The sequence below is a fragment of the Afipia sp. OHSU_II-C1 genome (assembly GCF_000497575.1).
Lineage (GTDB): Bacteria > Pseudomonadota > Alphaproteobacteria > Rhizobiales > Xanthobacteraceae > Afipia.
Window position 1 is genome coordinate 161,089 of record NZ_APJI01000013.1, and the last position, 20,121, is coordinate 181,209.

Annotated in this window: 22 protein-coding genes; 17 read left to right on the forward strand and 5 right to left on the reverse strand. The window is 60.0% G+C overall.

Features of this window, described 5'->3' with window-relative positions; all coding sequences use genetic code 11:
* Positions 1–182 precede the first annotated feature (182 nt).
* From I554_RS0113975 to I554_RS0114040, 13 genes are all read left to right on the forward strand, one after another.
* Positions 183–908, forward strand: a complete 726-nt coding sequence (locus I554_RS0113975; protein ID WP_024576469.1) for a GntR family transcriptional regulator — start codon at positions 183–185, stop codon at positions 906–908.
* 37 nt (positions 909–945) lie between these two features.
* Positions 946–2,688, forward strand: coding sequence for an oxalyl-CoA decarboxylase (gene oxc, locus I554_RS0113980; RefSeq protein WP_024576468.1), 1,743 nt, complete (start codon positions 946–948; stop codon positions 2,686–2,688).
* Positions 2,689–2,783: 95 nt separating this feature from the next.
* Positions 2,784–4,064, forward strand: a complete 1,281-nt coding sequence (gene frc, locus I554_RS0113985) for a formyl-CoA transferase (RefSeq protein ID WP_024576467.1) — start codon at positions 2,784–2,786, stop codon at positions 4,062–4,064.
* Between the two features lie 623 nt (positions 4,065–4,687).
* The gene (locus tag I554_RS26905; RefSeq protein ID WP_152527672.1) at positions 4,688–4,894 is read left to right on the forward strand and encodes a hypothetical protein; all 207 of its coding nucleotides are present in this window, start codon (positions 4,688–4,690) and stop codon (positions 4,892–4,894) included.
* Between the two features lie 90 nt (positions 4,895–4,984).
* Positions 4,985–6,004 carry a tripartite tricarboxylate transporter substrate binding protein gene (locus I554_RS0113995; RefSeq protein WP_024576466.1) on the forward strand — a complete coding sequence of 340 codons (1,020 nt, stop codon included), beginning with the start codon at positions 4,985–4,987 and terminating at the stop codon, positions 6,002–6,004.
* Positions 6,005–6,067: 63 nt separating this feature from the next.
* Positions 6,068–6,574, forward strand: coding sequence for a tripartite tricarboxylate transporter TctB family protein (locus tag I554_RS0114000; protein ID WP_024576465.1), 507 nt, complete (start codon positions 6,068–6,070; stop codon positions 6,572–6,574).
* 27 nt (positions 6,575–6,601) lie between these two features.
* Positions 6,602–8,113, forward strand: coding sequence for a tripartite tricarboxylate transporter permease (locus I554_RS0114005; protein WP_024576464.1), 1,512 nt, complete (start codon positions 6,602–6,604; stop codon positions 8,111–8,113).
* 252 nt (positions 8,114–8,365) lie between these two features.
* Entirely contained in the window at positions 8,366–9,658 is a 1,293-nt protein-coding gene (oxlT, locus tag I554_RS0114010; RefSeq protein WP_024576463.1) for an oxalate/formate MFS antiporter, read from the forward strand.
* Positions 9,659–9,847: 189 nt separating this feature from the next.
* Positions 9,848–11,050 carry an ADP-forming succinate--CoA ligase subunit beta gene (sucC, locus tag I554_RS0114015; RefSeq protein WP_024576462.1) on the forward strand — a complete coding sequence of 401 codons (1,203 nt, stop codon included), beginning with the start codon at positions 9,848–9,850 and terminating at the stop codon, positions 11,048–11,050.
* Positions 11,050–11,934: a succinate--CoA ligase subunit alpha gene (sucD, locus tag I554_RS0114020; protein ID WP_024576461.1), complete on the forward strand. Its 885-nt coding sequence runs from the start codon at positions 11,050–11,052 to the stop codon at positions 11,932–11,934. Before sucC ends, sucD begins: the two co-directional genes overlap by 1 nt.
* A gap of 553 nt (positions 11,935–12,487) precedes the next feature.
* Complete coding sequence (locus tag I554_RS0114030; protein ID WP_024576460.1) at positions 12,488–12,931, forward strand: CBS domain-containing protein; 444 nt, start codon at positions 12,488–12,490, stop codon at positions 12,929–12,931.
* A 91-nt stretch (positions 12,932–13,022) separates the two neighbouring features.
* Complete coding sequence (locus tag I554_RS0114035) at positions 13,023–13,997, forward strand: 2-dehydropantoate 2-reductase (protein ID WP_024576459.1); 975 nt, start codon at positions 13,023–13,025, stop codon at positions 13,995–13,997.
* 211 nt (positions 13,998–14,208) lie between these two features.
* Entirely contained in the window at positions 14,209–14,982 is a 774-nt protein-coding gene (locus I554_RS0114040) for a fumarylacetoacetate hydrolase family protein (RefSeq protein WP_024576458.1), read from the forward strand.
* Positions 14,983–15,165: 183 nt separating this feature from the next.
* On the opposite strand, the gene I554_RS0114045 is transcribed toward I554_RS0114040, so the two are convergent.
* Positions 15,166–15,825, reverse strand: a complete 660-nt coding sequence (locus I554_RS0114045) for a hypothetical protein (protein ID WP_024576457.1) — start codon at positions 15,823–15,825, stop codon at positions 15,166–15,168.
* A gap of 246 nt (positions 15,826–16,071) precedes the next feature.
* Here I554_RS0114045 and I554_RS0114050 point away from each other — a divergent pair, with 246 nt between their 5' ends.
* The 3 genes from I554_RS0114050 (at position 16,072) to I554_RS0114060 (ending at position 17,173) form a co-directional block, all read left to right on the forward strand.
* A complete protein-coding gene (locus tag I554_RS0114050) occupies positions 16,072–16,314 on the forward strand; it encodes a hypothetical protein (protein ID WP_024576456.1) in 243 nt (80 codons plus the stop codon).
* Positions 16,315–16,395: 81 nt separating this feature from the next.
* The gene (locus tag I554_RS0114055; RefSeq protein WP_024576455.1) at positions 16,396–16,887 is read left to right on the forward strand and encodes a glutathione peroxidase; all 492 of its coding nucleotides are present in this window, start codon (positions 16,396–16,398) and stop codon (positions 16,885–16,887) included.
* Positions 16,888–16,933: 46 nt separating this feature from the next.
* Positions 16,934–17,173, forward strand: a complete 240-nt coding sequence (locus tag I554_RS0114060) for a DUF3297 family protein (RefSeq protein WP_006021805.1) — start codon at positions 16,934–16,936, stop codon at positions 17,171–17,173.
* Between the two features lie 35 nt (positions 17,174–17,208).
* Here I554_RS0114060 and I554_RS0114065 read toward each other — a convergent pair whose 3' ends face one another.
* The 4 genes from I554_RS0114065 to I554_RS0114080 form a co-directional block, all read right to left on the reverse strand.
* Positions 17,209–17,934 carry a tetratricopeptide repeat protein gene (locus tag I554_RS0114065; RefSeq protein ID WP_024576454.1) on the reverse strand — a complete coding sequence of 242 codons (726 nt, stop codon included), beginning with the start codon at positions 17,932–17,934 and terminating at the stop codon, positions 17,209–17,211.
* Complete coding sequence (locus I554_RS27735; protein ID WP_275450903.1) at positions 17,931–18,065, reverse strand: hypothetical protein; 135 nt, start codon at positions 18,063–18,065, stop codon at positions 17,931–17,933. The genes I554_RS0114065 and I554_RS27735 overlap by 4 nt, the downstream gene beginning before the upstream one ends.
* 64 nt (positions 18,066–18,129) lie before the next feature.
* Positions 18,130–18,384 (reverse strand): DUF2188 domain-containing protein, encoded by a 255-nt coding sequence (locus I554_RS0114075; protein ID WP_006021802.1) that lies wholly within the window; start codon positions 18,382–18,384, stop codon positions 18,130–18,132.
* A 103-nt stretch (positions 18,385–18,487) separates the two neighbouring features.
* Positions 18,488–19,423: a dihydrodipicolinate synthase family protein gene (locus I554_RS0114080; RefSeq protein WP_244432755.1), complete on the reverse strand. Its 936-nt coding sequence runs from the start codon at positions 19,421–19,423 to the stop codon at positions 18,488–18,490.
* Between the two features lie 301 nt (positions 19,424–19,724).
* On the opposite strand from I554_RS0114080, the gene I554_RS25630 reads away from it, so the two are divergent.
* A complete protein-coding gene (locus I554_RS25630; protein WP_024576452.1) occupies positions 19,725–20,078 on the forward strand; it encodes a hypothetical protein in 354 nt (117 codons plus the stop codon).
* Positions 20,079–20,121: the final 43 nt, after the last annotated feature.

The window sequence follows — 20,121 nt, forward strand, 5'->3', positions numbered from 1 at the left end:
GTCGTGCAGAGACAAAATATCCATCATTGGCATTTGGTATGCCAAGAACCATCTTTGTCAAGCCTATTCACGAGGCCTTTGGATATTGAGAGCCCTGCTTGACATTCTGGCATCTGGTATGCCAAGAACCTTAACATCGCTTCCGTGGTATACAGCCCCTCTGGAAGAGAGGGAGATGATTCATGGTTACTCAGAAGATCTCGAAGGCGCCATTGAATGAGCAGGACATTGCGATCGTTCGCATTGCGCCTGAGGCAAGTTTCAAGAACAAGGCTTATGACGCTTTGAAAGAAGCCATCCTCAAAATGGACATCTACGCCAGCCCCGAGCCCGTCATGCTCGATGAGCGCGCACTGTCCGAGCATCTGGGTGTCAGCCGCACCCCGATCCGCGAAGCGATCGCGATGCTGGAGCAGGATGGTTTCGTGAAGACGGTTCCACGCCGTGGCATTGTTGTTGTGCGCAAGACCAAGGCCGAAATCGTAGACATGATCCGGGCATGGGCTGCGCTCGAGAGTATGGCCGCGCGCCTCATCACCACGACGGCGCGCAAGAAAGACATTTCCGCGCTGCGCAACTTCTTCAAGGACTTCAACAAGGACCGGCTGCCGCAGGATCACATCGAAGAGTATTCGAAAGCGAACATCGCGTTCCATCAGGCGCTGATCTCGCTGAGCGAATCCCCCGTTCTGGTCGACATGACCAATGACATCCTGCTGCATGTGCGCGGCTACCGGCAGTTGACGATCGGGCGGGTGGAACGCACTGCGGTGTCCTTGCCGGAACATCTTGCCATCATTGAAGCGCTCGAGGAGCGCGACACGGAGCTCGCTGAAAAGCGCGCCCGCGACCACACGCTTGGGCTTGCGACCTACGTCGAAACCCATGGACAGGAAATCTTCACGTAGACCAAACGATCAAAAAAAGAGACCAGGGAGGCCACCGATGCTGACGGCAGCGAGCAAGTTAGAGGCGACGACTGCGAATGATGCAGAGCAGGAATTGACAGATGGTTTTCATCTGATCATCGACGCACTCAAACTTAACGGCCTCAATACCATCTACGGCGTGCCCGGGATTCCGATCACAGACTTCGGCCGGATGGCCCAGGCAGAAGGCATTCGTGTTCTTTCATTCCGTCATGAACAGAATGCCGGTTACGCTGCGTCGATTGCGGGTTTTCTGACGAAGAAGCCGGGCGTCTGCCTCACAGTGTCAGCGCCGGGCTTCCTCAACGGCCTCACTGCGCTTGCCCATGCCACGACCAATTGCTTTCCGATGATTCTGATTTCCGGTTCGTCGGAACGCGAAATCGTTGACCTTCAGCAGGGCGACTACGAAGAAATGGATCAGCTTGCGGTTGCAAAGCCGCTGTGCAAGGCCGCGTTCCGTGTGCTGCATGCGCAGGACATCGGGATCGGTGTCGCGCGCGCGATCCGCGCGGCGGTCTCGGGTCGTCCGGGCGGTGTCTATCTCGATCTGCCGGCGAAGCTGTTCGGGCAGGTCATGAATGCGGACGCCGGCAAGAAGTCGCTGGTGAAAGTGATCGATGCTGCGCCGGCCCAAATTCCGTCACCTGAATCCGTGAAGCGCGCACTCGATGTGCTGAAATCAGCGAAGAAGCCACTCATTATTCTCGGCAAGGGTGCAGCTTACGCGCAGGCTGATGATGAAATCCGCGCATTGATCGAAAAGAGCGGCGTTCCGTTCCTGCCGATGAGCATGGCGAAGGGGCTTCTGCCTGATACTCATCCGCAGTGCGCCGGTGCGGCGCGCTCGACCGTGCTGAAGGATTCCGATGTCGTCATGCTGATCGGAGCACGCCTCAACTGGCTGTTGTCGCACGGCAAGGGCAAGACATGGGGCGACGCACCGAAGAAGTTCATCCAGATCGACATCGAGCCCAAGGAAATGGACTCCAACGTCGAGATCGTTGCGCCTGTGGTTGGCGATATCGGCTCGTGTGTCTCGGCTCTCGTGCAGGGCATGGGCGGTAACTGGCCGGCACCGTCTGCGGACTGGACCAAAACTGTACAAACCAAGCGCGACGATAACATCGCCAAGATGGCGCCGCGCCTGATGAACAACAACTCGCCGATGGACTACCACGGCGCGCTGGGTGTCCTGCGCACTATCATCAAGGAGCGTCCCGACGCAATCCTTGTTAACGAAGGCGCAAACACGCTCGATCTGGCGCGCGGCATCATCGACATGTATCAGCCGCGCAAGCGTATCGATGTCGGCACCTGGGGCATCATGGGCATCGGCATGGGTTACTCGATCGCTGCTGCGATTGAGACCGGCAAGCCGGTGCTTGCGGTCGAGGGTGACAGCGCATTCGGCTTCTCGGGGATGGAGGTCGAGACGATCTGCCGTTACAAGCTGCCGGTCTGTGTTGTTATCTTCAACAATGACGGCATCTATCGTGGCACCGACGTCAATCCCTCGGGCGGTCCGGATGTAGCGCCGACGGTATTCGTGAAGGGCGCGCGTTACGATAAAATGATGGAGGCTTTCGGCGGAGTCGGGGTCAACGCAACGACCCCTGATGAGTTGAGGCGCGCGGTCAATGCGGCGATGGATTCGGGCAAGCCGACACTCATCAATGCCGTGATCGATCCTGCTGCGGGCAGCGAGAGCGGCCGCATCGGCAATCTCAATCCGCAAAGCGTCTTGAAGAAGAAATGATGAACTCACACGGCTGGAAGCCTATTGCTTCCAGCCGATTTTTAGTCCTCGCACTCGGCGTCAGAAGGCGTCCGACCGATACGGAGTATTAAACGATGACACAGGCGCTGAAGGGCGTTCGGATTCTCGATTTCACCCATGTTCAGTCAGGTCCGACATGCACGCAGCTGCTGGCATGGTTCGGCGCTGACGTGATCAAGGTGGAGCGTCCCGGCGTCGGTGACATCACCCGCGGCCAGCTCATGGATGTTCCGAACGCGGACAGCCTCTATTTCACAATGCTCAATCACAACAAGCGTTCAATCACGCTCGACACCAAAAACCCGAAGGGCAAGGAAGTCCTCACCGAGCTGATGAAGAAGTGCGACGTGCTGGTCGAGAATTTCGGACCTGGCGTGCTCGATCGCATAGGCTTTCCCTGGGAGACCATCCAGAAGATCAATCCGAAGCTCATCGTGGCTTCGATCAAGGGTTTCGGCCCCGGCCCGTATGAGGACTGCAAGGTCTACGAGAACGTTGCCCAGTGCACCGGCGGTGCGGCATCGACCACAGGTTTCCGTGATGGTCTTCCTCTGGTGACGGGCGCGCAGATCGGCGACAGCGGCACCGGCCTGCATCTGGCGCTCGGTATTGTGACTGCGCTCTATCAACGCACCGTGACCGGCAAAGGGCAGAAGGTCACGGCAGCGATGCAGGATGGTGTGCTCAACCTCGCCCGCGTGAAACTGCGGGATCAGCAGCGGCTCGCTCATGGCCCGCTCAAGGAATACAGCCAGTTTGGTGAAGGCATTCCGTTTGGTGACGCGGTGCCGCGCGCCGGCAACGACTCCGGCGGTGGCCAGCCAGGCCGCATTCTGAAGTGCAAGGGCTGGGAGACCGATCCGAACGCTTATCTCTATTTCATCACTCAGGCTCCAGTCTGGGAAAAGATCTGCGACGTGATCGGCGAGCCTGGCTGGAAGACGCATCCGGATTACGCCAAGCCAGCGGCGCGTTTGCCACGCCTGAACGAGATTTTCGGGCGTATCGAACAGTGGACCATGACCAAGACCAAGTTCGAGGCGATGGAAATCCTCAACAAGGACGACATCCCGTGTGGCCCGATCCTGTCGATGAAGGAAATCTCCGAGGACAAATCTCTCTATGCCACCGGTACGCTCGTCGAGGTCGATCATCCGACCCGCGGCAAGTACATCTCGGTCGGCAATCCGATCAAACTGTCGGACAGCCCGACGGTGGTGACGCGCTCGCCGCTGCTGGGTGAGCACACCGATGAAATCCTGAAGCAGGTGCTCGGCTTCAACGACAATCAGGTTGCGGAGACCCATAATTCGGGTGCTCTCTCGCCACCCCGCAAGGTCGAAGCAGCCGAGTAGGTTATCTACAACTTGCGAGGAAAAGGCCGGCGTATTCCGCCGGCCTTTTTTATGGTTCCTGGCTACCTTTCAGCGCAGCGTCGCTGTGTGGGAAAGTTGAGGCATTTTGTCGCGTGGAAAGGCGATATTGCGATGCAATGCAGCAAATGCTGCTATGCAAAATCTCAGATTGAATCTGGCATCTGGTATACCTAAATTGATCGTGACGCAGCGCAATATCCACGCTGAAATCATCGGTTTCGAAAGGTCCTCCAATGTCCAAGACTGCCTCTGTCGGGTTCGCTTCTTCAAACGGGCTGTTTCGTCAGATCATTGCTTTCGTTGACCATTTTCTAATGAAGAGCGCTCAGATTTCCTTGAAGAATGGAGATCTGCCGAGGTTTGGGCTCTGAGCATTAAGCTACTGAGAGTTCGCGGATAATCCGCAGGTTCTATCTCTGATAATGTCATAAAAGGCCCCGGTTTTCCGGGGCTTTTTTGTTGTGCTGGCCATAAGTCAATGCCGCAACGCCGCACAGCGCTGTCTAGAATAACCCTTGTGCTCTGGCATATCGCATACAACGATACGCCTCGGGCAGCAGCTGTCGGTCTTCAATGGAACAGCGCGCCTTGGGAGAGGGACCATGGCTGATACCGTTCTTGCGGTGTCCACGCGGCTGCGCCGAAAGGCAGGCGACGAAGCCATGGCTGTTGGCGTGAATTTCCCCAGGACGATTTTTGCTGACCTGTTGCCGCAGCGTGGCTGCGCAGTTGCCATGCAGCGTGCATCGGAACCAGACATGACTACTCTTCACGAACATTCCTGGAGGCAACCTAACAGACGTCACTAGGGATCGATTATCCGCAGGATTGCCCGCGAGGCAGATCTTGGGAATTAAGCCGCCGTTGAGCGGCATAAAACAACGGGTGGGAGAAACGCAATGAAGTGGTCGTCTTATCGAACATTGGGTGTTGCACTGGGTGTTGGAGCTTCGCTGGGCGTGGGGTTCGCATTCAGCCCTGCTTCAGCGGCATGGGAGCCGACGCGGCCGGTTGAGATCGTCGTCCCTGCAGGTACTGGCGGCGGCGCTGACCAGATGGCCCGCACCATTCAGGGCATCATCACCAAGCACAATCTCATGAAGCAGCCGCTGGTGGTGGTGAACAAGGCTGGCGGCGCCGGCGGCGAAGGGTTCCTCGATGTCAAAGGTTCGGCAGGCAACCCGCACAAGCTGGTGATTACCCTGTCCAACCTTTTCACAACGCCATTGGGAACCGGCATTCCATTCAACCACAAGGATCTCACGCCGGTTGCGATGATGGCGCTCGATGAATTCATCCTCTGGGTGAACGCGGACAGCCCCTACAAGTCCGTGAAGGACTACATCGAAGCCGTGAAGGCGAAGCCCGGTGAGTTCAAGATGGGCGGCACCGGATCGAAGCAGGAAGATCAGATCATCACGGTGGCGATCGAGAAGGCATCCAACACCAAGTTTACCTACATCCCATATCGCGGCGGTGGTGAAGTCGCCGTCCAGCTCGTTGGCAAACACGTGGACTCCACGGTCAATAATCCGATCGAAGCAGTCGCACAGTGGCGCGGTGGAGCTGTTCGCCCGCTCTGCGTGTTCGACGCCAAGCCACTTCCCTACAAGGACGCTGTCGCCGATGGAAAATCATGGGGCGACATTCCGACCTGCAAGTCGCAAGGGCTCGATGTCGAGTACGTCATGCTGCGCGGCTTCTTCACATCGCCAAGAGCGACCAAGGAACAGGTCGACTATTACGTAGACGTGTTCAAGAAGGTTCGTGAAACACCCGAATGGCAGAGCCTGATGAAGGATGGCGCCTTCAACCAGACCATGATGGTTGGCCCCGAGTATTCGGCGTGGGTCGAGAACGAACAGAAGCGGCACCAGGCGTTGATGAAGGACGCCGGCTTCCTGGTCGCACCGCAATAACGTCAACAACGATGCTGCCGGCGGATCATGTTCCGCCGGCAAAGCTTCAGCTTGGGGAAAAAGATGAGCGAGCATTCTTCTGGTGTTGGCCAGCGCGGACCGTCGCATCGATGGACCGAGTTCGGCGTCGGTATGTTCTGCATTCTGTTCGGCGTGATCACGATTATCGGCAGCATGAAGGCAGGGGCTGGTTGGGGGCCTGATGGTCCCAAGTCCGGATTCTTTCCCTTCTATGTCGGCATCATCATCGTGCTGGCGAGTTGTGTGAACTGCATCCAGCTCCTGATGGAGCCGGACGATGGCCAGCTTTTTGCCGATTGGGCGCAGCTTCGCCAGGTTCTCTGCGTTCTCGTTCCGACCACCATCTACGCTTTGATGATTCCTTATCTCGGCATCTATGTCTCGTCGATCATCCTCATTGCCCTGTTTATGAAGTGGCTGGGCAAATATCCATGGACCACCACGGCCGCCGTGGCACTCGGCACGCCGTTCGCGGTCTTCATGTTCTTCGAAAAATGGTTCCTCATTCCGCTGCCGAAAGGCCCGCTGGAAGAGTTGCTTGGTCTCTAAATTCCCGCTGCGGCTGAGGACATTGATATGGAAGAAATCGTAAATCTGTTTCACGGCTTCTCGACGGTGCTGCAGCCGTTCAACATCCTGGTGATGGTTATCGGGATCGTTCTCGGCGTGGTGATCGGAGTTCTGCCCGGTCTCGGTGGTGCGAACGGTGTGGCGATCCTGCTGCCGCTGACATTCAGCATGTCTCCGACATCGGCGATCATCATGCTGTCGTGCATCTATTGGGGCGCGCTGTTCGGAGGCGCCATTACGTCGGTGCTGTTCAATATCCCCGGCGAGCCCTGGTCCGTTGCCACGACGTTCGACGGTCATCCGATGGCGCAGAAGGGCAAGGCCGGCGAGGCGCTCACCGCGGCATTCACGTCGTCATTTGTCGGCGCGTTGTTTGCCGTGATCATGATCACGCTGGTTGCGCCGCTGGTTGCGAAATTTGCCCTTCAATTTGGCCCGGCAGAAAAATTCGCGGTGTTCTTCATCGCGTTCTGCAGCTTCATCGGCATGGGCAAGGAGCCGCCGTTCAAGACAATTGTCGCCATGATGATTGGCTTCGCGCTGGCAGCTGTTGGCCTTGACAGCATAACGGGACAATTGCGCCTGACCTTCGGTTTCTCCGAGATGCTCAGCGGCTTCGACTTCCTGATCGCGGTCATCGGCCTCTTTGGTATCGGCGAAATCCTTCTTACCATGGAAGAGGGGCTCAACTTCAGGGGCAAGCCTGCGAAGATCAATGCGCGGGTGGTGTGGGATACGTGGAAGGAACTCCCGCGCTATTGGGCGACATCACTACGCTCGTGCCTCATCGGCGTGTGGATGGGCGTTTCTCCGGCCGGCGCGACGCCTGCATCGTTCATGAGTTATGGCATCGCCAAGCGCATGTCCAAGCAGGGCAAGAATTTCGGCAAGGGTGAAATCGAAGGCGTAGTCGCGCCCGAAACTGCCGCGCATGCGGCAGGCACTGCTGCACTGTTGCCGATGCTGTCGCTCGGCGTTCCGGGATCGCCGACGGCTGCGGTGCTGCTCGGCGGCCTGCTGATCTGGGGATTGCAGCCTGGGCCTCTGCTGTTTGTCGAGCAGAAGGAATTCGTTTGGGGACTGATTGCCAGCATGTATCTCGGCAACTTCGTCGGGCTGCTTGTGGTGCTGACCTGCGTGCCGCTGTTCGCTGCGATCCTGCGTATTCCGTTCAGCATCATCGCGCCGGTCATTCTCGTCCTCTGCGCCATCGGTGCGTACACCGTGCACAATAACACCTTCGACGTCGCGATGATGATGGTATTCGGCGTGGTCGGTTACGTGATGAAGAAGTGCAACTATCCGATGGCGCCGCTGGTTCTTGCCATCGTGCTGGGCGACAAGGCGGAGGAGGCCTTCCGCCAAGCACTGCTTGGATCGCAGGGTAGCCTCGGCGTCTTCTTCTCCAACGGTCTTGTCGGATCGATCATGACGCTGGGATTGATTGCGCTGTTCTGGCCCCTGATCTCGAACGGGTGGGCGCGACTGTCGTCGCGCGCGCCGAAAACGGCAATGTAAGTAAGGAGAAGGGAGGGACCGCGTTCCGGATCAGTCACGTCCGCTGCATCCTCTCCCTGACATATTATTCTCCTATCGAATGGCTCCGGCGCTTGCCGGGGCCATTTTTTTGCGAAATCCATGATCAAAGTGCATAGCTAAAAAGTCGCAGGTTCCCTCGAATACCTCTTGCATTCTGGCATATCATATACCAGCCTCCGCGCCGTAGCGTCTGCCGAACTTTAACTGAGCAAGGGCGCACTCGGAGGAACGATGACGGATACTGTTCATACGGCGGCCCCGGCGGCTGCACGCGTCAGCGATACGTATCGCTGGGTCCAGTTGGCGATCGGCGTTGGCGCCATGGTGATGATCGCGAACTATCAATACGGCTGGACGTTCTTCGTCCCCGATATTCAAAAACAATTCGGATGGGATCGCGCATCGATCCAGTGGGCGTTCACGTTGTTCGTGCTGTTCGAAACGTGGCTGGTCCCCGTCGAAGGCTGGTTCGTCGACAAGTACGGTCCGCGCATCGTTGTTCTCGTCGGCGGCATTCTCTGCGCGATCGGCTGGGCGATTAACGCGCAGGCGACAACGCTCAACGGTTTCTATCTTGGTATGATCATCGCGGGCATCGGCGCCGGCGGCGTTTACGGCACCTGCGTCGGCAATGCACTGAAGTGGTTTCCCGACAAGCGCGGTCTTGCCGCGGGCATCACCGCTGCCGGCTTTGGTGCTGGCTCCGCGCTCACGGTCGCGCCGATCCAGGCCATGATCAAGAACGACGGCTTCCAGAACACCTTCCTGTATTTCGGCCTGGGGCAGGGCATCATCATCGTGATCCTCTCGTTCCTGATGTTCGCACCGAAGGCAGGACAGGTGCCGCCGCCGGTGGTGAATGCCGCGCTTCAGCAGACGCGCCGCAACTACGCGCCGACCGAAGTTCTCCGCCATCCGATTTTCTGGCTGATGTATTTCATGTTCGTTATCGTCGGCGCCGGCGGACTGATGGTCACCGCGAACCTCAAGCCGATCGCGGTTGACTGGAAGGTCGACAGCGTTCCGGTCACGCTGATGGCAATGACGATGACCGCGGTGACGTTCGCCGCGACGATCGATCGCGTGCTCAACGGTCTGACACGGCCGTTCTTCGGATGGATCTCCGACATGATCGGCCGCGAGAACACCATGTTCATTGCGTTCGGCATGGAAGGCGTCGGCATCTACCTGCTGTACCTCTGGGGTCACGATCCGGTCTGGTTCGTGCTGCTATCGGGCTTCGTGTTCTTCGCCTGGGGTGAGATCTACTCGCTCTTCCCGTCGACCTGCACGGATACATTCGGATCGAAGTTCGCGACCACCAATGCGGGCCTGCTTTACACCGCGAAAGGAACGGCGGCGCTGCTTGTGCCTGCCGCGAACTACATGCAGCAAAGCTCGGGCACGTGGGACATGGTCTTCATCGTGGCGGCCGGCGCGAATATTCTCGCTTCGCTGCTTGCCATCATCGTGCTCAAGCCCTGGCGCAAGGTCGTGGTCGAGAAATCAATGGCGACGGCCTGACGCGCAACGACCTGACTGTCTCAAGAGCGCGCTCATCTCCGGATGGGCGCGTTTTTCTTTTTCCGACCCGATTGACTCCCATCGAGCGGCTAGGCAATCTCTGGTATACATAATACAAGAAGGTAAAACTGATCTCATAAGCCCTGAAAACAGGGTGTTTTTGGCTTCGGCCATGACGGGAGGAATCCGATGAATATCCACGAATACCAGGGCAAGGCAGTCCTGAAGAGTTTTGGAGTCACCGTGTCGGCGGGCGCGCCGGCGTTCACTGTCGATGAAGCGATTGCCGCTGCGAAGTCGCTGCCGGGTCCGGTCTATGTCGTGAAATCGCAGATCCATGCCGGCGGCCGCGGCAAGGGCAAGTTCAAGGGACTGCACGCGGACGCGAAGGGCGGCGTGCGGCTGGCGAAGTCGATCGATGAGGTCGCAAGCTTCGCCAAGGAAATGCTCGGACGTACGCTTGTAACCGAGCAGACCGGGCCAGCGGGCAAGCAGGTCAATCGGCTTTACATCGAGGACGGCTCGGAGATCGCGAAGGAATTCTATCTCTCGATGCTGGTCGATCGCGAAACCTCGCGGATCGCGTTCGTGGTCTCCACCGAAGGGGGCATGGACATCGAGAAGGTGGCGCACGATACGCCGGAAAAGATCGTGACGTTCTCCATCGATCCTGCGACCGGTGTGATGGCGCATCACGGCCGCAAGGTTGCGCAAGTCCTCGGCCTGAGTGGCGATCTGGCCAAGCAGGCCGAAAAACTCACGGCGCAGCTCTACAACGCCTTCCTGTCGGCCGATATGGCGATGCTGGAGATCAATCCGCTGGTGGTGACGAAGCAGGGCGACCTGCGTTGTCTCGACGCCAAGATCAATTTCGATTCCAACGCGCTGTACCGTCACCCTGAACTGATGAAGCTGCGCGACCTCACCGAAGAGGACGAGAAGGAAATCGAGGCGTCAAAGTACGACCTGAATTACATCGCGCTCGAAGGCACCATCGGCTGCATGGTCAATGGCGCCGGACTCGCGATGGCGACTATGGACATCATCAAGCTCTACGGCGCCACGCCGGCGAACTTCCTCGATGTCGGCGGCGGTGCGACCAAGGAAAAGGTCGCCGCAGCTTTCAAGATCATTACTTCCGATCCGAACGTGAAGGGCATCCTGGTCAACATCTTCGGCGGTATCATGCGCTGCGATGTCGTCGCCGAAGGCGTGGTCGCCGCGGTGCGCGAGGTCGGTCTCGGCGTGCCGCTGGTGGTCCGGCTGGAAGGAACCAATGTTGAACTCGGCAAGAAGGTCATTGCCGAGTCCGGACTGAATGTCGTTGCCGCGGACGATCTCGACGACGCCGCGCAGAAAATCGTTCGCGCCACACGGAAGGAAGCCGCGTAATGGCCATTCTTATCGACAGCAATACCAAGGTGATTTGCCAAGGTTTTACGGGCAAAAACGGCACCTTCCATTCCGAACAGGCGGCGCTCTACGGCACGCAGATGGTCGGCGGCACCTCGCCCGGCAAGGGCGGCTCCACCCATCTCGGCCTGCCGGTGTTCGACACGGTGGCGCAGGCGCGCGAGGCCACCGGCGCGGACGCCAGCGTGATCTATGTTCCGCCGCCAGGCGCTGCGGATGCGATCTGCGAGGCGATCGACGCCGAAGTGCCATTGATCGTCTGCATCACCGAAGGCATTCCCGTGACCGACATGGTGCGCGTCAAGCGCGCGCTTGAAGGTTCGAGTTCGCGGCTGATCGGTCCGAATTGTCCCGGCGTGATGACGGCGGGTGAATGCAAGATCGGCATCATGCCCGGCAACATTTTCAAGAAGGGCAATGTCGGAATCGTGTCGCGCTCCGGCACGCTGACCTATGAGGCGGTGTATCAGACATCAGCCGAAGGCCTCGGTCAGACCACCGCGGTCGGCATCGGCGGCGATCCCGTGAAGGGCACCGACTTCATCTCGATGCTCGAACTGTTTCTTGCCGACCCGGACACCAAGTCGATCGTGATGATCGGCGAGATCGGCGGTTCGTCGGAAGAAGATGCCGCTCAGTTCATCAAGGACGAAGCGAAGCGCGGACGCAAGAAGCCGATGGTCGGTTTCATTGCCGGACGCACCGCGCCTCCGGGCCGCCGCATGGGCCATGCCGGAGCGATCATCTCCGGCGGCAAGGGTGACGCCGAATCCAAGATCGCCGCGATGGAAGCGGCCGGCATCCGTGTCTCGCCATCGCCGGCGCGCCTCGGCAAGACTCTGGTGGATGTGCTGAAGGGGTAAGCGTTCGCGCGAGTGATCGCGCGACGACGGACCCCTGATCTTTTTCATTCGTTGCGATTCATCAAGATGCCCGGGCTGGTCCCGGGCATTTTTGTTGCGATTGATCCCGCATCGTTGTTGCGCGCAAAGCGAAGCAATCCGGAGAGGATCATCATCATGCGAGACTGGATTGCTTCGTCGCAAGCGCTCCTCGCAATGACAGAAAATGTGACTGCATTTGCAGATTTCTCACAACCGCTTCCTCAGAGAGCGCAGAGCGAGATTTCCCGTCCGAACTCAAGGCCTTGATCCCGATTCATCGCGCGCATCGCTGCATAAGGCGAAGTGGTGGCGAACTCCGCCGCAAAGGGCGGAGTGGTGACCGCATGATGGCCGCCGTTTCGTCCGCGAAAACCGGCCGGGCCCGTCGGTGGGATACCACCGCAATTAGGAATTTGTTCTGATTGACTCTTGGCATAATGTATACCAATCTCAGCCCATCAGAGAGGACATAGCTGTCCTCCAGCATGAACCGTCCACGGGGAAGGTCATCCCCACCAGCGAGGAGGTTGTGATGAGAGTCGGAGACATCCTGAACAGGAAGAGCACCCGTATCGCCACCGTCCGCATGAACGAAACCGTCGCCACTGCCGCGCGGCTGCTGCGCAACGACAATGTCGGCGCGCTTGTCGTGAAGGACGTCTGCCGCACCGAGGGCAATGTTGCCGTCGGCATGTTCTCGGAACGCGACGTGGTGCGCGCCGTCTCCGAGCACGGGCAGGCCGGCCTTGCCATGAAGGTTTCCGCGCTGATCTCGGTTCAGAAGCTGGTGTCGTGCCAGTCCACCGACTCGATCGAACACGTGCGCGAACTGATGATCGACAATCACATTCGGCATGTGCCGGTGATCGACGACCACACACTGATCGGCGTGATCAGCATCCGCGATATCAACGCCGTGGATGGCCTTATTGCAATTCCCGAACTCGAAGCGACCCAACCTGCGTTTGTTGTGTGACGGTTCTCCCTGCAGAGCGCGATCACATGATCTCCCCGGTGGTGTGATTGCGCTCTGATCTTTTTTCGCTTCGCGATATTCGGGAAACACCATGAAGATTTGTATTTACGGCGCGGGCGCGATCGGAGGCTATCTCGGCGTGCAGCTCGCGCGGGCGGGCGCTGACGTCAGCCTGGTGGCGCGCGGCGCGCATCTCGCAGCGATGAAGGCCAACGGCTTAAAGCTCCTGATCGGCGACGAAGAGCGGGTGGTTCATCCGCGCTGCACCGACAATCCCGCCGAGCTCGGTCCGCAGGATTTCGTCATCATCTGCCTCAAGGCCCATTCGATCACCGGCGTGATCGATGCGATGCAGCCGCTGCTCGGGCCGAAAACCCGCATCGTCACCGCGGTGAACGGCATTCCGTACTGGTATTTCTACAAGCACGGCAACGAGTGCGAAGGCTCGGCGCTGGAGAGCATCGATCCCGGCGGCCGTCAGTGGAAAGAACTGGGACCGGAGCGCGCCATCGGCTGCGTGGTCTATCCCGCGACCGAGATCGAAGCGCCGGGCGTCATCCGCCATGTCTATGGCGACCGCTTTCCGCTCGGCGAGCCTTCGGGCGAGAAGAGCGCCGATGTCGAGGCGCTGTCGGCGATGTTCGTCAAGGCCGGGCTCCAGGCGCCGGTGCTCGAGAACATCCGCGACGAAATCTGGCTCAAGCTGTGGGGCAACGTCTGCTTCAACCCGATCAGCGCGTTGACCCATGCCACGCTCGATGTGATCGGCAGCGATCCGGGCACGCGGGCGGTGGCGAAGTCGATGATGGTGGAAGCCCAGACCATCGCCGAGAAATTCGGCATCAGATTCCGCGTCGATGTCGAACGGCGAATCGAGGGCGCGCGCAAGGTCGGCGCGCACAAGACCTCGATGCTGCAGGATCTCGAACGCAGCCGGCCGATGGAAATCGATCCGCTGGTCACGGTGGTCCAGGAGATGGGCACGCTGTCGAAAATCCCGACGCCGTCGATCGATATCGTGCTGGCGCTGGTGGCGCAGCGCGCCAAGGTCGCCGAGCTATATTGAGATTGCATGGCGGGTAGCGCGACGCTTGTGCGTCGTGCTCCCTCTCCCCGCCTGCGGGGAGAGGGGTGGGGTGAGGGGGCACTTTGCAGTCGCTCCCGAAGCTAAAGCCCCTCACCCGGAGACTTCGCTTCGCTCGTCTCCGACCTCTCCCCGCAAGCGGGGCGAGGTGAAGAGATGCCGGCATCCTTTCTTTCTCCTGGAGTTTTCAATCGTGACGAGTTGGGTTCGCTTTCGCCATCAGGATCAGATCGGGTTCGGCACGCTGTCGGGCCAGAACATCGCCGTGCATCACGGCAACATGTTCGACAGCCCGAAGGCGAACGGCAAAACGCTCGCGCTGGCCGATGTCGAACTGCTCGCGCCCACCACGCCGTCGAAGATCGTGGCGCTGTGGAACAACTTTCATGCGCTGGCGGCGAAGCTTGAAAAACCCGAGCCGCCGGAGCCGCTCTATCTTTTGAAAGCGCCGACCACAGCGGCTTCACCCAATGCGGTGGTGCAGAAGCCCGCCTGGTACGACGGCAAGGTGGTCTATGAGGGCGAACTCGCCATCGTGATAGGGAAGGTTTGCCGCGCGGTTTCGGTCGAAGAGGCCGACGATTTCATCCTGGGCTACACCTGCGTCAACGACATCACCGCAGCGGACATTCTCAACAAGGACCCGACCTTTCAGCAATGGGCGCGCGCCAAGGGATTCGACGACTTCTGCCCGTTCGGCCCGGCCATCGTGACCGGTATCGACCCTGCGTCGCTCACGGTGCGCACCGTTCTCAACGGCGCGGAGCGGCAGTCCTACAAGATCTCGGACATGATCTTCTCGGCGCAGGAACTGGTCAGCAAGATCTCGCACGACATGACGCTGCTGCCCGGCGACATCATCGCCTGCGGCACCTCGCTCGGCGTCGGCGTGATGAAGGAGGCGGTGAATTCCATCACCGTCGCCATCGACGGCATCGGCGAGCTGACCAACGAATTCAGGAACTGATGTTTTGTTGTCCCGGCCTTGGGTCTTTCTTAACCTCGCCCCGCGCTTGCGGGGAGAGGTCGCGAGCGAAGCGAGCGGGTGAGGGGCAATTTTTTTTGTTGATGGATGTTAGCCCCTCACCCGGAAGCTTCGCTGCGCTTTGCTTCCGACCTCTCCCCGTAAACGGGGAGAGGTGAAGAAGCCTCACCGCGAGTTCTCAGGTTCGTTCTTCGTCATCTTGGTACCGGTGAGTTCGGCGAACGCCGGGCCGAGACCCGCCATGCGCACCAGCAGCGCGAGATCGTTCTTCTGCGTGCCGTTGAGTTGCGAATAGAATGCGCGCGTCGCGGTCTTCAGGCGGGCGATGGCGTCGCTCTCGGTATCGAACGAATCGTCGCGATCCTTCTTCAGCCGCTTCTGATAGTCCTCGATCTGCAGCGTGACCTCGCGCATCGCGCTTTCCACCGGCTGCCAGTATTTTTGCTGCGCAGGCGTCAGGTTGAGCCGCTTCTTGATGCCGGCGATCTGGCTTTCATTGAGGAACAGCCGCGACGGCTTCTCGGATTTCGCGGTCAGCCGGCGCGGCAGTGTCACCGGCGCGTTGATCCATGCGCGCGCAGTCTCATACATATCATTCGGCAAACCGGCGTCCGTGCTCTCGGCAGGGGCAGGCGAGGCGATCACGCGGTCCTGCTTCATCATCGCGTTCGAGACCGGATACCGGGCCTCGAACACGGGCTCGTCCGGCGTCAGCGAGGCCGATGCCTGCTGGAAGAACAACTGGTCGCCGAGCAGCCATCCACCCACGGCGGCAAGGGTGCCTGCGCCGCATATCAGCACGAGATATGTTGTCCTGATCGCCAATGGGTTTCTCGATCGCGGGTTTCCGGTCGCGGAAAGCCGTCAAGTCTGCCGCAAAATGTTGAACAATTGTGGCTTTCCGAGGCTCCGTCCCGGCAGGCCTTAGCGCCTCCTTGCCAATATCGGGTAAATTAGCCCATTGGGGCCACTTTCGCAGCGCAAGACAGGGCAGCCCGGATCGGTTAAAGGGAGCGCAGTAGCGACAGGTTCCCCCGTTTCGGGATCATCACCTCGTCCCGGAGAACATCAATGAGCGACAAGAAACAGGACGCCGTCAGCGCAATGGCGCAGTACGACGCAGAAGGCCGCGCGGTGCGCGCCAATATGGAAAAACTGCGCGCGCTGCGGCTCGCCAAGGAGGCTGCGGAAGCGGCATCGGCGCCCCCGCCCAAGGCGAAACGGGCAGCAGCGGCGAAGCCCGCCAAGAAGGAAGCTCCGGCGAAGCTGTCCGACTGGCTCGCCAATCAGCAGAAGGGCGGATTCCGCACCTGAGGAGCAAGATTCTGAAAAGCGGGAACCGGTTTTCGGATCAGCTCATGCCCCCACAGCAAGCGGCATGACGGGAGAGCGCCATTGACGTCGGTCTACGATTTCTCGGCTGCGACGCTGGACGGCGAAGATCGTCCGCTTAAGACTTATGAGGGGCAGGTGCTGCTGATCGTCAACACCGCGAGCGCGTGCGGGTTTACGCCCCAATACGCGCAGCTCGAGCAGCTGCAACGCGCGCTCGGTCCGCGCGGCTTTTCGGTGCTGGGCTTTCCGTGCAACCAGTTCGGCGGGCAGGAGCCGGGCAGCGCGCAGGAGATCGCGGCGTTCTGCTCGCAGAAATACGACGTGACGTTTCCGATGTTCGCCAAGATCGATGTCAACGGCGACAAGGCGCTGCCGCTGTTCGATCATCTCAAGCGCGAGAAGCCGGGGCTGCTCGGCGCCTCGATCAAATGGAATTTCACGAAATTCCTTGTCGACCGCGCCGGCAAGGTCGTCGCGCGGTACGGCTCGACCACCTCGCCCAGTGCGCTGACCCGCGATATCGAAAAGCTCCTGTCATCCGGGACGCTGTGATTTAAGACCGCTGTAACTTCAGAATAACAAGAAGCAGGATATGACGATGAGCGAATTGCCCGACCGCCTCTCCACCGACCCCCGCAGCCCGTATTACAACGCCGAGGTTCTCTCGCGCGATGTCGGCATCCGCTTCAAGGGCGTCGAAAAGAACAACGTGGAGGAGTACTGCGTCAGCGAGGGATGGGTGCGCGTGACTGCAGGCTCGTCCAAGGACCGCTACGGCAATCCGCTGACCATCAAGCTGACCGGCCCGGTCGAGCCGTATTTCCGCGACGAGCAGTAAGTTCGATTCTGCCGCTGCCCCTTCGCGGGCGGCGGCTAATGGCGGCGCGCGTTGACCGCTTCGGCGCGCTGCCGTGCCGTCTCGAAAGCCGCTGCGGATTCGTCGTGCCGCTCAAGCTTCTGCAGGCTGAGGCCGATGGCCGCCCAACTGTCGATCAGGCCGGGCATCAGCGCCACCGCGCGCTGATACGCCGCCAGCGCGTCTTCATAACGGGCGAGGCCGGACAGCGCGTTGCCTCTGTTGTGATGGGCCAGCGCATAGTTCGGCTGGAGCGCGGTCGCCTTGTCGAAATCGGCCAGCGCAGCCTCAAAGTTTTTCAGATCGTTGTAGACCGTGCCGCGATTGCTCAGGGTTTCGGCGTCGTCGGGATTGATCGCAAGCGCCTGTGTGAACTGCGTCAGCGCTTCGTCGGAACGGCCCAGCGCCTTGAGCGCGAGCCCATGGTTGTAGAGTGCGACATGAGCGCCCGGATTGAGCTTCACCGAGGACCGCAGCAACCGTTCCGCTTCGTCGTATTTTCCGGTGCCGACAAGAATGGCGCCGAGCACACTGAGCGCCAGCGGATGATCGGACGTCCTGCGCACCAGCTTGCGAAGGGTCTTCTCGGCCTCGCGCGTGCGCCCGGCCTGAAGGAACGAGATCGCTTCACTGAACAGGATGTCGGTCGAGGCGGCCACTGTCGATCTCGCTGAAATTGATGTGGAGTTGATGTCGGCCGGTGCCGCCGCCTCCGCCGCGAACCGCGGCAGGCCGGAGCTCATGGTTGGACGATATAGTATCCGCCGACGACGAGGATGAGCGCGAGCCCCACGATGATGCCGAGGACGGCAGCGATGATCGCTCCCAGTCCGTGCGAATCCAGCCAGTTCTGAAGTGCTCTGCCCGCTCTCATGGCGGTCTTCTAGACCAGTTTGCGCGGAGATGGAAACCGGGGTGCGGCAAAAAGGACCGGACGGTTACCGGGCCTTCTTGTTGTCCACGACTTCGGTGACTGGCCGGTCGGTGCCCCGGACAGTTTCCTCGCGCCAGTTGCCCTGGCCGTCCTCGAACTGGATGACCTCGGTCCGGCCGGGCACCCGCTGTTCCGCCGCGGCGCGGGTGGCGGCCGCGCGCGCCGCCTCGTGGGTCGGAAAGGTCTCCGAAAACACGTTGTTGAACTTGTACGCCCAGCCGCCGTCATGCTCGACTATCTCGTAGACCACCTTGACCATGCTGGCACCTCAAGTTTGCGGCTGGCGAAAACAAGACCCTTAACTTGATATCTGGCGTCGCCGATTTCAACGCCTTGGCTGCACCGGGTTCCAGCCCGGATGGCTAGCCGAGCCCGCCCAGGACACCTTCGACGATCTTGCGTTCCTCAGGCGTGAGCGGGGTTTGCGGCGCAATCGGATCGCCAACGGCATAGCCCTGCATCTCGAGCCCCGCCTTGATGCAGGCGGCGAGATTGAACCGCGCGAACACTTCGTTGACCCGCCACAGCTTGCGCTGAAGCGCGATCGCTTCGTCCCAGCGCCCCGCCTTGCACAGATCGTAGAGCTTCACGCTTTCGCGCGGCACGATGCAGGCCGGTCCCGCCATCCAGCCGACGCCGCCGATCAGCATCACGGCGGCGGGAATATGCGCCGATGCCGCGAACACTTTCATCTTGTCGCCGCAGCGGTTGATGATCGACAGGAGACGGCCGGTGTTGTTCGAGGCATCCTTGATGTACTGGATGCGCGGATGCTCGGCGAGGCGCGCGATCACGTCGAGGGTGAGATCGGAGCGCTGGAAGTTCGGATTGGTGTAGATCACCACCGGAATGTCGACGGCGTCCGCGATGGCGCGGAAATACGCCTCGACCTGCGCGTCCTTGACCGGGAAGTAGGCTTCGAGGATGGCGAGAATGCCGTCCACGCCGAGCGCCTGATAGGCCTTGGCCTGCGCGACAGCGTCTGCCGTCGATGTCGAGGCCACGCCCGCGATCACCGGCACGCGCCTGGCGGTGGCCTCCACCGTTGCCTTCACCACGGTGGTGCGCTGTTCGCGGCCGAGATAGGCGAACTCGCCGGTCGAGCCGAGCGGCGTCAGTCCGTGAACACCGGCCTTGATCATGTCGTCGCAGAGCTTGCCCAGAACGTCGGTCTTGATGCTGCCGTCGGTTGCCGTGGGCGAGACGAGGTAGGGAAACACACCGTGCAAGTCCTTTGGCAGGTCTTTTAGCAAGTCCTTTGGCAAGTCTCTTGGCAGGTCTGTTCGCTGGTCGGTCATTGCGGGCTTCGCTCTCTTTTGGGGGCGTTAACGATTGATGGCCTGTTTTCAACGTTTCGATTGAACTTCGCAACCCTCGCACAGCATGATGTGGACGCGCTGCGTGCATGCGACACAAGATGTCGGTCAGCCATCTGGCTAGCATGGTATGAATCGCTGATTCGGGCGCGTTTCGTTCCACCCGCGTTCCAAACCTTAAGATCGCGCAACATCTTCGCGGTTACCCCGTCACGTTATGAGACAGTTTGCGCCGGATGCGCGGAAACGTGCACGATGCAGCAAGGCTTTGAGGAGGTCGGACATGGTGAGATTTCTGATTGGCGCTGCGCTGCTGGCAGCCGTGCCGCATCAAGCGATAGCGCAGGACGTGCCCGGCATCGAAATCTGCACCGCCGAGAAAACCATGGAGCGCCGCACCGGCTGTCTCCAGAGCAATGTGAATTTCCTCAAGGCGTCGCTGACCAAGGCCTCGCTGGAGCACCAGCAGAAGATCGACGCCGCCAACCGGCAGATCGATGCACTGAAGGCGACCGTGATCGGGCTGCAGAACACTGTGGCGCAGTTGCAAGGTCAGGTGCAGGCGTTGGGCAAGCCGGCGAACGGCGCAGCCAAGGACGCGCCGAAGGAAGCGCCAAAGGCGCCCGGCGCGAAGTGATGTGCTTCGCATGTGATACTGAGGCCTTCACCTCGCCCCGTTC

Coding starts and splice junctions, on each gene's coding strand:
- I554_RS0113975 (WP_024576469.1), top strand. CDS start 183: ATGGTTACTCAGAAGATCTCGAAGGCGCCATTGAATGAGCAGGACATT.
- oxc (WP_024576468.1), top strand. CDS start 946: ATGCTGACGGCAGCGAGCAAGTTAGAGGCGACGACTGCGAATGATGCA.
- frc (WP_024576467.1), top strand. CDS start 2,784: ATGACACAGGCGCTGAAGGGCGTTCGGATTCTCGATTTCACCCATGTT.
- I554_RS26905 (WP_152527672.1), top strand. CDS start 4,688: ATGGCTGATACCGTTCTTGCGGTGTCCACGCGGCTGCGCCGAAAGGCA.
- I554_RS0113995 (WP_024576466.1), top strand. CDS start 4,985: ATGAAGTGGTCGTCTTATCGAACATTGGGTGTTGCACTGGGTGTTGGA.
- I554_RS0114000 (WP_024576465.1), top strand. CDS start 6,068: ATGAGCGAGCATTCTTCTGGTGTTGGCCAGCGCGGACCGTCGCATCGA.
- I554_RS0114005 (WP_024576464.1), top strand. CDS start 6,602: ATGGAAGAAATCGTAAATCTGTTTCACGGCTTCTCGACGGTGCTGCAG.
- oxlT (WP_024576463.1), top strand. CDS start 8,366: ATGACGGATACTGTTCATACGGCGGCCCCGGCGGCTGCACGCGTCAGC.
- sucC (WP_024576462.1), top strand. CDS start 9,848: ATGAATATCCACGAATACCAGGGCAAGGCAGTCCTGAAGAGTTTTGGA.
- sucD (WP_024576461.1), top strand. CDS start 11,050: ATGGCCATTCTTATCGACAGCAATACCAAGGTGATTTGCCAAGGTTTT.
- I554_RS0114030 (WP_024576460.1), top strand. CDS start 12,488: ATGAGAGTCGGAGACATCCTGAACAGGAAGAGCACCCGTATCGCCACC.
- I554_RS0114035 (WP_024576459.1), top strand. CDS start 13,023: ATGAAGATTTGTATTTACGGCGCGGGCGCGATCGGAGGCTATCTCGGC.
- I554_RS0114050 (WP_024576456.1), top strand. CDS start 16,072: ATGAGCGACAAGAAACAGGACGCCGTCAGCGCAATGGCGCAGTACGAC.
- I554_RS0114060 (WP_006021805.1), top strand. CDS start 16,934: ATGAGCGAATTGCCCGACCGCCTCTCCACCGACCCCCGCAGCCCGTAT.
- I554_RS0114065 (WP_024576454.1), bottom strand. CDS start 17,934: ATGAGCTCCGGCCTGCCGCGGTTCGCGGCGGAGGCGGCGGCACCGGCC.
- I554_RS27735 (WP_275450903.1), bottom strand. CDS start 18,065: ATGAGAGCGGGCAGAGCACTTCAGAACTGGCTGGATTCGCACGGACTG.
- I554_RS0114075 (WP_006021802.1), bottom strand. CDS start 18,384: ATGGTCAAGGTGGTCTACGAGATAGTCGAGCATGACGGCGGCTGGGCG.
- I554_RS0114080 (WP_244432755.1), bottom strand. CDS start 19,423: ATGACCGACCAGCGAACAGACCTGCCAAGAGACTTGCCAAAGGACTTG.
- I554_RS25630 (WP_024576452.1), top strand. CDS start 19,725: ATGGTGAGATTTCTGATTGGCGCTGCGCTGCTGGCAGCCGTGCCGCAT.